Genomic DNA, 12,773 nt, shown 5'->3' with positions numbered 1-12,773 from the left:
GGGCTTGCTGATGTTCTCGGGCCCGACGGTGAACGTGTAGATCTCGGTGCTGCCGTAGTGGTTCACGAAGCGGTCCGGACCGACGGCCTCGACGAGCCGTCGCGCGAGTGTCGGTGTCATGGAAGCGCCGGCGTAGGCCAGGTTGCGCACCGAGCGTGCCTCGCCGAGGCGGTCATCCTGCATCAACGCCCAATACATCGTGGGAACGAGATACAGCGCACTGATCTCCTCGGTGAGGATCAGATCGAGCGCCTCGTCGGCGTCGAACCGCGCCTGCGGCACCCATGTCCCCGCAGACAGGACGCTCGCCAGCAGCGTGCGCAGACCCATGGTGTGGAACAGGGGCATCACACCCAGGGAGGCCTCTCCGGGCCCGTGGCCCGTCTGTACCAGGTGGGCCAGCGCGGCGTGGTGCTCGGCGCTGTGAGTGCGCGGGACGCCCTTCGGCCTCCCTGTCGTCCCCGACGTGTACAGCATGACGCTGATGTCGTCGGCCCGCGGACTGACGGGGACCGTGGTGTCCGGCGCCCGGTCGGCGGCTCGCGCCACCGAGGGGACCCCAGCCGGCGCATGGTCGGGATGTCCCGCCCATACGAGCGGGGGTGGGTCCTCGATCATCGCCAGGGCGCCTACGACCAGGTCGTAGTTGTGCTCGTCGACTGCGACGAGCGCGGGGTCGCAGTCACCGATGCAGTACGCGAGCTCGGCGGTCCCGATGCGGGTCGAGAGGGGCAGCGACGTCACCCGAGCCTTCTGGGCGGCCAGGTGCAGGGTGGCCAACGGCTCACCGCCTTGCAGCATGAAGACGGCACGGCTCCCCTCGACCGCTCCGAGGTCGTGCAGGGCGTGGGCGTAACGCTCGGTGCGCGCATCCCACGCTGCGTACGTCATCGGCGCGGGGCCGCCGACCGCGCGGCGGTGCGGGTATCTCTCGGTCGTCCACCGGAGGGCTGTTGCGAGGTCCATCGTGCCCACTCCTACCGTACAGTTCATATCGTCTGTTTTGGACGTTCAGGACCCTACGATACGCTTCAGACCGTGTCAACAGCGAAACTGACTCCGACCTCCTACGTCGTGCTGGGCATGGTGTCCATGCGAGGGCCCTCGACGTCCTACGACCTCAAGCGCGCCGTCAACCGATCCGTCGGTTACTTCTGGCCCTTCCCGCACGCCCAGCTGTACTCCGAGCCGAAGCGACTGGTCGACCTCGGCCTGCTCGAGGTGCAGCAGGAGGAGGCCGGCCGACGACGCCAGCTCTACTCGGCCACCCCTGCAGGGGTCGACGCTCTGAAGTCCTGGCTCAGCGAGCCCACGACCGAGCAGCTACAGGTGCGCGACGTCGCCGAGCTGAAGCTCTTCTTCGCCGAGTTCGCCAAGCCCGAGGACGTCCTGAGCCTGGCGCGCGAGCAGATCAAACAGCACCGCGAGCGGATCGACGTCTACACCGGTATGCAGGAGATGTTCAAGGATCGCGAGGACATCGCCGACCGCATGGTCCCCCTCGGGCTCGGCCTCGCGATGGAGCACGCCGCTCTCGACTTCTGGGAGAAGCTCGAGAAGGAACGGCGCTAGCCGACCTCTCGACAAATCACCGGCAGCCAGCCGGACACCCTTGACACACCTCGCGAACGATTCTAAGTTGCGATAGTCCAAACCAGACGGTCGCTTTCAGACCGTACATCGTTTGTCATCGAGGTGGCTCCCATGACCAGCCCCACCACCGGCTCCGCCGGCCAGCCCACTTCCCCGAGGATTCGCGACGACCGTTCCCTGATCGAGTCGGGCCCCGGGTTCAGGTCGGGCCTTCACGACCTCCGCCGTCACATCGCCGTCGCACCCGTGAGCGCGGGCGTGGTGGCTGCCATCTTCGGCTGCACCGGCCCCGCCCTGATCATCATCGACGGCGCCGGCGAAGCCGGGCTGTCCGACGAGCTCACCACCTCGTGGATCTTCGGGATCTACGTCTTCGGCGGACTCATCTCCCTGGTCCTCGGGCTCTACTACAAGATGCCCATCACCGGAGCCTGGAGCATCCCCGGGGCGGTTCTCGTGGTCGGCGCACTCTCGGACTTCGAGTTCAGCGAGATGGTCGGCGCCTTCTTCGCCGCCGGAGTTCTCGTGCTCGTGCTCGGCCTGACCGGGCTGCTCCGGCGCCTGGCCGGATGGCTGCCGGTGCCGATCGTGATGGCGATGATCGCCGGTGCCCTGATCCGCTTCGGCACCGGCGTGGTGGACGCGGGGGTCAGCACACCGGTGATCGTGGTCGCCGCAGCGGCGGGCTACCTGCTGCTCACCCGCTTCGTCAGGTCCGTTCCCGGCGTGGTCGGTGCGCTCGTGTTCGGCACCATCGCGTCGCTGGCCACGGGCGCCTTCGGGTCCGCGAGCGCCGATGTGAGGCTGTCGGTCCCACAGCTCGTCGCACCCTCGTTCGACCTCACCGCGATCCTGGCCGTGGCCGTCCCGCTCGCGGTCCTGGTCGTGGGAGCCGAGAACGCTCAGGCCACCGGTGTGCTGATGACGGAGAAGTACCGCCCGCCGGTCAACGCGATGACGCTGATCAGTGGCGTCGGCGGCATCCTGACCTCGCTGTTCGGTGGCCACAACGCGAACATCGCCGGTCCGATGACCGCCATCTGCGCAGCAGAACAGGCGGGCGAGGAGAAGGACGGCCGCTATGTCGCAACCGTGGTCAACGGCGTCCTGTTCATCCTCTTCGGCGTCTTCGCAGGCGTTGCCGTTGCCGTGGTGTCGACGCTGCCACCGACGCTCGTCGCCGCCGTGGCCGGGCTGGCGATGATCGGCGTCCTCGTCTCGGCCTTCCGCGAAGCGTTCGGCGGCACAGCGTTCCAGACCGGCGCGTTCGCCGCTCTCGTCATCGCCATGAGCGGCGTGACGATCCTCAACATCTCCGCTCCCCTGTGGGCCCTGCTCGGCGGAGTGCTCGTGTCCCTCGTCGTGGAGTCGAAGGACTTCAGGGCCGGGACCGACCAGGCCTAGCCACAGTCGCTGCGTACGCGATCTCGGACGCAGGCGATCAGGGCCGCGAGATCGAGCCCGTAGGCCGGTCCGGCACCACGTCCGTACGCCTCGAGCCGCCCCGCCGCCCGCTCGACGAGCCGCGAGGCACCGACGGCGTTGCCACGCTCGTGGTGGGTCAGCCCGACGCACAGCTGGGCGAGCCCCTGCCACAGCTCGCGCTCCTCCTCGGGACACGACTTCCACCGGACCTCGAGGGCCTCGTGAGCGGCGAAAGGACGACCCTCGTCCAGCAGGCTGCGGGCGTAGGCCAGGGTCTCCTCGGGCGGCAGCGGCACCTCGGAGATCGGCTCGACGCCGGTCTCGCCGTACGGCAGCGGCCGCCCGAGCGCGTCGCGCGGGCGCGCCTGCTCCGCGCGCCCCTGTGCGTTGCGATCTCTACCAGCCACGGCCCCACCCTACGGAAGCCGCAAGCACCGACATGCACGAAGGGCCCCGACTGCCGAGGCAGTCGGGGCCCTTCGTGGGTCAGATCAAGAAACGCGGACGTTCTCGGCCTGCGGGCCCTTGGGGCCCTGCGTGACGTCGAACTCGACCTTCTGGTTCTCGTCGAGCGACTTGAAACCGTTGGTCTGGATGGCGGAGAAGTGGACGAACACGTCCTCGCCGCCGCCGTCCTGCGCGATGAAGCCGAAGCCCTTGTCAGCGTTGAATCACTTGACGGTGCCCTGAGCCATGATTTTTCCTTTGTTCGGTGCTGGGGCACTGTGCCCCGAGCCGCTGAAGACATCCATCTGTGCTGATGTCCAGCGAACCGAAGACCAGGAGCAAGAGATACAAGCCGCGACATCGTGTGCGGCCAGGACGACTGACAGAGCCGTCCCTTCAACAAGGCTCACGTTACGCCATCGAGCACCGGATCATGGTTTCCTCGCGCAGGGCGGCTCGGCGTCAGACCCGTGCCGACTCCTCGGCGGGCCCCTCGGCGTCGAGCATGCGGATCGCCTCGTCGAACTCGGCCTCGATGGTCGGGTTCTCCCGGTAGGTCATCAGGCTGACCACCACGGCGACGACCGTGTTGAGCACGAAGCCGGGCACGATCTCGTAGATCTGCGAGCTCAGCGCCTCGACGTTGCCCCACACGATGACCGTCACCGCGCCGACCACCAGACCGGCCAGCGCACCCGGGGCGGTGAGCTTCCGCCACCACAGCGAGAGCAGGATGATCGGACCGAACGCGCCACCGAAGCCCGCCCACGCGTAGGCGACCAGGTCGAGCACGGTGCCGGACTTCGGCCAGGCCAGGACGGCGGCGATGATCGCGATCCCGAGCACGGCGAGCCGGCCGAAGAGCACCAGCTGGCGGTCGGACGCGTCGGTCTTGAAGACCGCCTTGTAGAGGTCCTCCACCAGCGCCGAGGAGGTCACCAGGAGCTGGGAGGAGATGGTGCTCATGATCGCGGCGAGCACGGCGGCGAGCATGATGCCGGCGACCAGCGGGTGGAAGAGGATCTGCCCCATCACGATGAAGACGGCCTCGGGATCGGTGAGCGTCTCATCCGGGTTCTGCTGGAAGTAGGCGATGCCGACCAGTGCGGTGCCGACCGCACCGAAGAGGCTCAGCATCATCCAGCCGATGCCGATCCGCCGCGCGGCGACGGCCTCGCGAGCCGTACGCAGCGCCATGAACCGGACGATGATGTGCGGCTGGCCGAAGTAGCCCAGGCCCCAGGCGACGGCCGAGACGACTCCGAGGAACGTGGCCCCCTCCAGCATGCTCAGCCGCGCGGTGTCGACATCGCGGATGCTCGCGGCGGTCTCGGCGAAGCCACCGGTCACGAAGACGCCGACGACAGGCACCAGCACCAGCGCGAGCAGCATGATCGCGCCCTGGACGAAGTCGGTGTAGGAGACCGCGAGGAAGCCGCCGAAGAGGGTGTAGGCCACCACGACCGCGGCGACCACCAGCATGCCGGTGTGGAAGCTCGTGTCGAAGGAGCTCTCGAAGAAGACACCGCCGGCCACCATGCCCGAGGAGACGTAGAAGGTGAAGAAGACGAGGATGACGGCCCCGGAGGCCATCCGGAGCAGTCGGGACCGGTCCTTGAGCCGGTTCTCCAGGAAGCTCGGGACGGTGATCGAGTTGCCCGAGACCTCGGTGTAGGTCCGCAGTCGGGGCGCCACGACCTTCCAGTTGAGCCAGGCGCCGATCGTCAGACCGACGGCGATCCAGCCCTCCATCAGGCCGGTCGCGTAGATGGCGCCGGGCAGGCCCATCAGCAGCCATCCAGACATGTCGGAGGCGCCGGCGCTCAGCGCACTCACCATCGGGCCGAGGTCGCGCCCGCCGAGCATGTAGTCGTCGAGGTTGGACGTACGTCGGTAGGCCCAAGCCCCGATGGCGAGCATCGCGACCATATAGGCCACCAATGCCAGGGTTTGGTAGGTCAGATCGGACATCAGGACTCCTTTGTCACGGGAACGCCGCAGAACCTAGCCCGTAACCCCCGTTTACGTGTGATCGGCGTCGCATGGTGACTCTGCCCTACGCGGTCTGCGACTGCTAGGCTCTCATTCAAGTAACTCGATTCGAGGTAGCAGGAGGCCGCGTGCGCAGAGGTGACCTGGGCCTGGGAGCGGCGGCGACGCTGGCTCTGGGGGTGCCGTTCCTGCTCATCGAGGTGGCCCAGCGCTCCTTCCCCACGACGACGATGGCCGCGTTGCGGGTGCTGCTCGCAGCAGTCACGCTGGGGGCGCTGCTGCTGGCCTCCCAACGTGCGCGGACCGACGTGCTCCGGCTGGTCACGACCCGGCCGGTCGCGGCGGCAGCCGTGGCGCTGCACGCCGCTCTGCTGCCGAACCTGCTGATCGGCGTCGGCGAGCGTCACGTACCGACCGGCCCTACCGCCATCCTGCTCTGCCTCACCCCGGTCTGGATCGCGATCGCCTCTGCTTTCCTGGCGAACGGAGACCCGGTCGACCTGCGCCACGGCGGGGCGCTCGTCGCCGCGGCCATCGGCGTGACCCTCGTCTGCGGAGCCTCCGCCCCGACCGAGGCATGGGGGTGGTTTCTGCTCCCGCTGACTGCTTCGGCCAGCTACGCCGTCGCATCTCTGGTCGTACGCCACCGGCTGAGCGACTTCCACCCGCTGGCGGTCACCGCGGTCGAGATGACCCTCGCCGCGGTGCCGCTCCTGGCCGCGGTCGCGCTCATGCCCGGCCCGGCCGTCACGGTCGACGAGACCTTTCCGCTCGCGGTGGTCGCGCTCGTGCTCGCCGGGGTCGGCTGCTCCGGCCTCGGCTGGTTGGCCAACACCGCGCTCGCCCAACGGGTCGGTGCGGTGCGGTCCTCGGTGGTCTCCTACACCGCCGTCGTACTCTCCGTCGTGCTCGGCGTCGTCGTCCTCGGCGAGCCGCTCACCCCGCAGACCGTGACAGGATCAGTGGTCCTCGTCGTCTCGGTCTGGGTCTTCCTGTCCCCGCGCCGCATGAAGGAGCGAAAAGTGCTCGAGCTGTCGATCCTCGGCTTCCTCAGCGAGGAGCCGCTGCACGCCTACGAGCTGCGCAAGCGCATCTCCTCCCTCAACGGCCATGCCCAGCCCGTCAGCGACGGTGCGCTGACCCCGGCCCTGCGGCGCATGGAGCGGGCCGGCCTGCTGCGGGCCTCGCGGGAGCCAGGGTCCTCCGGTCCCCCGCGCAAGGTCTTCCACCTCACCGATGCGGGCGAGGACGAGCTGCTTCGCCGCCTGACCGACCCGAACGACGTCGACATCACCAACAGCAGCCGCTACTTCACGCTGCTCGCCTTCCTCGACAGGCTGCCCGACCCCGAGCTCCAGCGCGCAGTCCTGCAACGCCGTCTGGACTTCCTCGAGGCACCCGGCCGCGGCTTCTTCACCCCCGGCGCCCCCGGCAGCCGGTTCCGCACCGGCATGAACGAGATGGCCCGCGGCATCTCCATGGTCGAGCGCCGCTGGCTACGCGCCGCCATCGACGACCTCTCCCCCGCCTCGTCACCGAGCCAGTGACCCCTCACGAAGCCTCCCCTGCCGGCGCCGTACGCCCGCACCAGACGCCCGCGAACCGCTGCTGGTGCCCGGCGGTCCGGTCGCCGCGTGGCAAGGCGCTCCGACGCACGAGAGAGGCGAACCGGGCCGCGCTGGTCCGAAGAGCGCGCGAGGACCAGGCGCTGTGACCATACGCGGCCCCCGCCGCTCTCAGGCGTCGTAGTCGAGCCGGATCTCCTCGCTCACCGGGTGCGCCTGGCAGGTCAGGACGTACCCGGCCGCGACCTGCTCGTCGTCGAGCGCATGGTTCTGGTCCATGACCGCCTTGCCGAGCAGCACCTTCGCACGGCACGTGCCGCAGGCGCCTCCCGCGCAGGAGTACGGAGGGTCGATCCCGGCCTGCAGCGCCGCGTCCAGGATCGACTCGCCGGTGGATGCGAGCGTGAAGGTCGACTCGACCCCGTCCACGGACACGGACACCTCGCTGGCGATGTCCACATCGACCGTCGACGCGGCCCCCTCGAGATGGAACACCTCCGAGAGCACCTCGCCCTCGGCAACCGGGGCGAGCGCGGCTTCGACCTCCTCGACCATCGCCTGAGGACCGCAGAGGAACCACGCGCTGACCTCGTGCCTGTCGGGCACGAGACGCGCCACCAGGTCCGGCGTGATGCGCCCGGGCAGGTCGGCGCCGGCCTCCCGGGACAGGACGCGGTGCACGGTGAGGCGATCGCCGTACTGCTCCTGCCAGGCACGGATGTCGGCGTCGAACATCGTCGACGCGGTGGTGCGGTTGCCGTAGATCAGGGTGAACCGGCTCCGCGGCTCGGTCGCCAGGGTGGTGGCGATCGTCGACATCATCGGGGTGATGCCCGAGCCGGCCACGACCGCGACGTGGTGACGCTCCTGCTCCGCGTCGAGGTGGACGTTGAACGAGCCGGTCGGCGTCATCACGTCGAGCACGTCACCCACCGTCAGGCTCTCGTTGACGTACGTCGAGAACGCGCCTCCCTCGACCTGCTTGACCGCGACCCGCAGCCTGCCGGTCGAGACGGGCTCGATGATCGAGTAGCTACGGCGCAGCTCGACGCCGCCGACGACCGCGCGGAGGGTGATGTGCTGCCCCTGCACGTAGCGGTACTCCTCGGCCAGGTCCGCCGGCACGTCGAAGGTGATCGCAGCACTGTCGGCCGTCACCTGCTCCACGGCGCTGACCCGGAGCGGGTGGAACACCGGACGCCGGCCCGGCCCGTCGACGGTGTGGGGGGCGAGCTCGTCGGTGAGGCGACGCCAGGTGCGGTACTCGCTGGCGGTCAGCGAGCGGCCGAACCAGGTCGAGATCGCAGCGTTGCGGTCGAGATAGGCCTGCTCGTTGCGCCGCCAGGCGCGGACGTACCGGTAGAACGGGATGCTCGGGTGCAGATGGTGCACCAGGTGGTAGTTCTGGTAGACGAACAGCGGCGTCAGGAGATCCTCTCCCCCGACCCGGACCCGGGTGGCCTGGTACTTGTCCTCACGCTGCGTCCTCGTGAGCCCGTGGTGGGGAAGGTAGTCGAACCACCAGGCCAGGATCGTGATCCCGAGGCGCTGCGGGATGAACCATGCCCACAGGAGCTCCTGCCCGTAGCCGGCCATCGCGACTGCGGCGAAAGCACCGAAGACCGCCGCGAACACGAGCACCATCGTGGCCACCTCGCGACGGGGGCGGTCCCGGATCCGGCGCAGGTAGTAGACGACGTACCAGATGTCGATCGTGGCCCAGCGCAGCGGGAACTGCCAGGCGGGGCCCTCGTCGCACCACTTGTCCGGGTCGACCGACTTGGGCTCGTTGGTGTTGCGGTGGTGCTCGATGTGGAGGAACTGCACCAGCGGGAAGGTGGCCCACGGCACCACCAGCGGCACCGAGGCATGGCCCAGCGCGTTGTTGAGGCGGGTGTTGGTGCTGACCGCGTGGTGGGTCGCCTCGTGCAGCACGCTGAACATCAGGAACGTGACCGCGGCACCCATGGGCACGGTCAGCCAGCGCGACCATCCCCACACCAGCGCTCCGGCCATCTCCAGCCCGAACAGCCCGAGGGTGCCGAGATACAGGGCCAGCGTGGGCCATGCCATTCCTGGTACGCGTTCACCCGGGTCCGGCAGCCCGGTGACGGGTTGGGGCAGCTCCGGCCGGGCGGCGCCTTCACGATGCTCGATGGTCGTGTCCATAGCCTCACGGTAGAGCGGCGCAGCGGCGTCGACCTTGTACCTGGAGACAATTCCGTACGGAGTGTTTGGACGACGTCGCTCACGAACGGTCGGCTCGAGGAGCGCGCGACGGGCTCCTGTCCAGCAACGACCTCAGGTCGGTCGTGAGGTCGGTCAGCAGCTCCTTGTCGGGCGCCAGCTCCTGGGCGATGGCACGCTTGCTGAACATGAACTCGTGCGGGCGGTTGACACAGTCCGCGGCGATGATTCGGCCCCGCGCCAGATAGAAGCAGGCGAGGTCGCGGCCCGTGGCCGGGTCTCCTCGCAGCACGACCTCCTCGTAGCCGGTGCTGAGACCGGCGATCTGGAGCTTGAGGTCGTACTGGTCCGACCAGAACCAGGGCAGCGCGGCGATCTCCTTCTCCCGGCCGCAGATGGCGGCCGCGACGCTCTTCGCCTGCTCGACCGCGTTGGGCACCGACTCCAGGCGCAGACGACGCCCTTGGCGCCGGTCGAAGTAGCTGGCGCAGTCCCCGGCGGCGTAGATGTCAGGGGCACTGGTCCGACCGCAGGAGTCGATGACGATGCCGTCCTCGACGCTCACCCCGGCCCGGTCGGCGATCTCGACGTTGGGTACGACGCCGATCCCGACGATCACGAGGTCCGCGGCGACGAGATCCCCGTCGGCGAGTCGCACGCCACTGACCCGGCCGTCGCCCTCCAGCGCGGTGATGCCGACCCCGAGACGGAGCTCGACCCCTTCCTCGCGGTGGACGCGCTCGTAGAACGTCGAGACCTCCGGGGCGGTCACCCGTTGCAGGACCCGGTCGGCCGCCTCGAGGACCGTCACGGCGACACCCAGGTTCCGGAGCGAGGCCGCGGTCTCGAGGCCGATGTAACCGCCACCGACGATGACCGCGCGCCTCGCCGCAGGCAGATCTGCCCTGATCGCCTCGATGTCCGCAGCGTCCCTGAGGTGATGGACACCAGCGAGCTCGGCGCCGGGCAGAACCAGGCGACGTGGGCGCGCGCCGAGGCACAGCACGAGCTTGTCGTAGGCCAGGGTCTCGCCGTGTCCCAGCCGGATCTCGCGCGCCTCGGGGTCGAGGCTCCTCACCCGTGCGCATCGCAGGGTGATCGCCTGCTTGTCGTAGAAGTCCGGCTTGCGGATCAAGAGCTCGTCGAGCGCTGACTCGCCTGCAAGGAACGTCTTGGACAGCGGCGGCCGCTGATAGGGCAGGCACGGTTCGTCCCCGATCAGGAGGATCTCCCCGGCCCACCCCTCCTGGCGCAGGCTCGCGCACAGCTGAGCGCTCGCGTGGCCGGCCCCCACGATGACCACTCGCGAGCTGTTCATGGCTGCCGCGGCGGACCGCTCTCCTGGACTCATTGCGCCTTCGGGGTCACCTGGACCGTCATCGACTCATAGCCCTTCACGAAGTTGGACTGCACGTAGGTCGGCTCGCCGATGACCTCGATCCGGTCGAAGCGGGCGAGGATCTCCTCCCACAGGATGCGCAGCTGCATCTCCGCGAGCCGGTTGCCCATGCACCGATGCACACCGAATCCGAAGGACATGTGGTTGCGCGCGTTCGGACGGTCGATGACGAAGGCGTCCGGATCCTCGAACTGGCGCTCGTCACGGTTGCCGGAGGCGTACCACATGACGACCTTGTCGCCCTTGCGGATGAACTGGCCGCCGAAGTGGACGTCCTGCTTCGCGACCCGACGCATGTACGCCAGGGGCGTCTGCCATCGGATGGTCTCCGAGACCATGTTGGGGATCAGCGAAGGGTTCGCCTTCAGCTTCTCGAGCTGGTCCGGGTTCTGGTGCAGCGCCAGGACGCTGCCGGACATGGAGTTGCGGGTGGTGTCGTTGCCACCGACGATCAGCAGCGTCAGGTTGCCGAGGAACTCGAGCGGGCGGTGGATCAGGTCCTTGATGTCCTCCGAGGACTGCATCAGGGTGATCAGGTCGAAGCCCGTCTCACCGCGCTCCCGGCGGGCGGCCTTGTCGTGCCACAGCGCCATGAAGCTGCGCGCCAGGTCGCCGATGGCCGTGTAGAACAGGTCCTGGTCGGTGGTGCCGCCGGTGGCCTCGGCCGTACCGCTGATCGCGTCCGACCAGTATGGGAGCTTGTGGCGCTCCTCGTAGGGGAAGTCGAGCAGCGTCGCGAGCATGCGGGCGGTGATCTCCTTGGAGACCCTCTCGACCCAGTCGAAGGGCCGGTCCGTCGGCAGGCCGTCCAGCACCTCTTGGACACGCTCACGGATGAGCGACTCCATCTCCTTCAGGTTGCGCGGGGCCACGACTCCCTGCACCGCCTTGCGCTGGACATCGTGCTTGGGCGGATCCATCGCGATGAACATCTCGACGTTGATCGGAGCGTGTCCGAGGATGATGCGTGGCTCCGCCGAGAAGACGTCCGGATCCAGGTCGACGGCACGGATGTCCTCGTAGCGGGTGATCGACCAGAACGGACCGAAGGGGCTGTCGGCGAGATAGTGCACCGGCGCCTCGTCGCGCAGCCGCCGGAAGTAGGAGTGCCACTTGCCCTGTCGGAACAGGAAGGGGTTGCTGACGTCGAGCTCGGTCAGCGGCACGTCGGCGGCGTCGGGGATCGGCGTCTCGCTGAAGACGAGCTGTTCGCTCATCCCCAGGCGGCGCTTGGCCCTGTCCATCAGGTGCGCCGCCCTGACCTGCTGCTGGACCGGAATCGTCGACTGCACCTTGCGCTGCGCGGTCATCTTGGCGCGGTCGAGCACGCCATCGGTGGTGTTCATCTGTTGTCCTCGCCTGTCCTCGTCGGTGGGGGTCACATCTGGAACTCGGGCAGGCGTACCTTCAGCCCGTCCATCGCGCTGGAGACGGCTACCTGGCAGGCCAGGCGTGAGTTCGCCTCGCACTCGGGCGACATCTCGAGCATCTGCTGCTCGCGGCCGGTGCGCGGCCCGACCGTGCCGGCCCACTCGTCGGTGACGATGACGTGGCAGGTCCCGCACGCGGCCTCGCCCCCGCAGTCCCCTTCGATCCCGGGGACGGCGTGGTTCGTGGCGATCTCCATGAGCGACCCGTCCTCGTCATGGTCGACCTGATGGACCGTGCCGTCGTGCTCGACGAAAGTGACCGTTGCCATTTCTCTCCCTACCGCGACGCCGGCCCGTGGCCGTGTGTGACGTCGCTCCTCACCGTCTGGGTCTCGACGAGGGACTCTCCTCACCGGAGGCTCCAGCGTGGCGCGTACGCCGCCCCGGTTTCTTGGAGGAGCGAACAAGTGTGGGTTGCACGCTCGGCGTCCGAGACAAGGGCAGTCGATCAGGGCACGAGGCCGGCGGCGAGGGCCGACTCCGGCTGGAAGGATCCCGGGGGCGGCGTCACCCGGTTCTCGCGGCACCAGGCACCCGGCGGACGCTGGTACTTGCGCGGGATGCCGTTGGAAGGCTCCAGCTGCATCGGGATCGGCGGCAACGGCGGCAGACCCATGTCCTTCTCCGCGGCCAGCTCATCGGCGTCCTTCTCCTCGGACATCCCGATCGGGCCGATGGTCTGGGCATTGAGGAACTGCCGCACCACGGGCTCCTCCGAGCTCAGCAGCATCTCGC

At 68.6% G+C, this 12,773-nt stretch carries 9 protein-coding genes and 3 pseudogenes; 3 read left to right on the top strand and 9 right to left on the bottom strand.

Annotated features, from left to right (window positions below; translation table 11 throughout):
* A partial coding sequence (locus IEY81_RS24345) for a class I adenylate-forming enzyme family protein (protein WP_229788032.1) occupies nt 1-966 on the bottom strand: 966 nt, incomplete at its 3' end.
* 72 nt (nt 967-1,038) lie between these two features.
* On the opposite strand from IEY81_RS24345, the gene IEY81_RS20560 reads away from it, so the two are divergent.
* A complete protein-coding gene (locus IEY81_RS20560; RefSeq protein ID WP_229788031.1) occupies nt 1,039-1,572 on the top strand; it encodes a PadR family transcriptional regulator in 534 nt (177 codons plus the stop codon).
* A gap of 132 nt (nt 1,573-1,704) precedes the next feature.
* Entirely contained in the window at nt 1,705-2,997 is a 1,293-nt protein-coding gene (locus IEY81_RS20555; RefSeq protein ID WP_189120362.1) for a benzoate/H(+) symporter BenE family transporter, read from the top strand.
* Here the strand turns inward: IEY81_RS20555 and IEY81_RS20550 are convergent.
* The 3 genes and pseudogenes from IEY81_RS20550 to putP form a co-directional block, all read right to left on the bottom strand.
* On the bottom strand, nt 2,994-3,425 hold the full coding sequence (locus tag IEY81_RS20550; RefSeq protein ID WP_189120361.1) for a DUF309 domain-containing protein: 432 nt from the start codon (nt 3,423-3,425) through the stop codon (nt 2,994-2,996). The two genes, IEY81_RS20555 and IEY81_RS20550, sit on opposite strands and share 4 nt — an antisense overlap.
* Nucleotides 3,426-3,509: 84 nt before the next feature.
* Nucleotides 3,510-3,713 (bottom strand): annotated as a pseudogene (locus tag IEY81_RS20545) (cold-shock protein).
* Between the two features lie 214 nt (nt 3,714-3,927).
* A complete protein-coding gene (gene putP, locus IEY81_RS20540) occupies nt 3,928-5,436 on the bottom strand; it encodes a sodium/proline symporter PutP (protein WP_189120360.1) in 1,509 nt (502 codons plus the stop codon).
* Between the two features lie 149 nt (nt 5,437-5,585).
* On the opposite strand from putP, the gene IEY81_RS20535 reads away from it, so the two are divergent.
* Complete coding sequence (locus IEY81_RS20535) at nt 5,586-7,004, top strand: EamA family transporter (RefSeq protein ID WP_189120359.1); 1,419 nt, start codon at nt 5,586-5,588, stop codon at nt 7,002-7,004.
* A gap of 189 nt (nt 7,005-7,193) precedes the next feature.
* On the opposite strand, the gene IEY81_RS20530 is transcribed toward IEY81_RS20535, so the two are convergent.
* From IEY81_RS20530 to IEY81_RS20510, 5 genes and pseudogenes are all read right to left on the bottom strand, one after another.
* On the bottom strand, nt 7,194-9,191 hold the full coding sequence (locus IEY81_RS20530) for a fatty acid desaturase (protein ID WP_189120358.1): 1,998 nt from the start codon (nt 9,189-9,191) through the stop codon (nt 7,194-7,196).
* A 79-nt stretch (nt 9,192-9,270) separates the two neighbouring features.
* The gene (locus IEY81_RS20525; RefSeq protein WP_189120357.1) at nt 9,271-10,527 is read right to left on the bottom strand and encodes an NAD(P)/FAD-dependent oxidoreductase; all 1,257 of its coding nucleotides are present in this window, start codon (nt 10,525-10,527) and stop codon (nt 9,271-9,273) included.
* Between the two features lie 32 nt (nt 10,528-10,559).
* Nucleotides 10,560-11,918: pseudogene (locus IEY81_RS20520) on the bottom strand (cytochrome P450); the annotation flags it as partial.
* Nucleotides 11,919-11,986: 68 nt separating this feature from the next.
* Nucleotides 11,987-12,307: a 2Fe-2S iron-sulfur cluster-binding protein gene (locus IEY81_RS20515; RefSeq protein WP_189120355.1), complete on the bottom strand. Its 321-nt coding sequence runs from the start codon at nt 12,305-12,307 to the stop codon at nt 11,987-11,989.
* A 179-nt stretch (nt 12,308-12,486) separates the two neighbouring features.
* Nucleotides 12,487-12,773: pseudogene (locus IEY81_RS20510) on the bottom strand (ABC transporter ATP-binding protein); the annotation flags it as partial.

It is taken from the genome of Nocardioides luteus (genome assembly GCF_014648595.1).
Taxonomy (GTDB): Bacteria; Actinomycetota; Actinomycetes; order Propionibacteriales; family Nocardioidaceae; genus Nocardioides; species Nocardioides luteus.
Note: the sequence above shows the minus strand (reverse complement) of the source record. Positions and strands in the feature narration are given on the sequence as shown.

Coding starts and splice junctions, on each gene's coding strand:
- IEY81_RS20555 (WP_189120362.1), top strand. CDS start 1,705: ATGACCAGCCCCACCACCGGCTCCGCCGGCCAGCCCACTTCCCCGAGG.
- putP (WP_189120360.1), bottom strand. CDS start 5,436: ATGTCCGATCTGACCTACCAAACCCTGGCATTGGTGGCCTATATGGTC.
- IEY81_RS20530 (WP_189120358.1), bottom strand. CDS start 9,191: ATGGACACGACCATCGAGCATCGTGAAGGCGCCGCCCGGCCGGAGCTG.
- IEY81_RS20525 (WP_189120357.1), bottom strand. CDS start 10,527: ATGAACAGCTCGCGAGTGGTCATCGTGGGGGCCGGCCACGCGAGCGCT.
- IEY81_RS20515 (WP_189120355.1), bottom strand. CDS start 12,307: ATGGCAACGGTCACTTTCGTCGAGCACGACGGCACGGTCCATCAGGTC.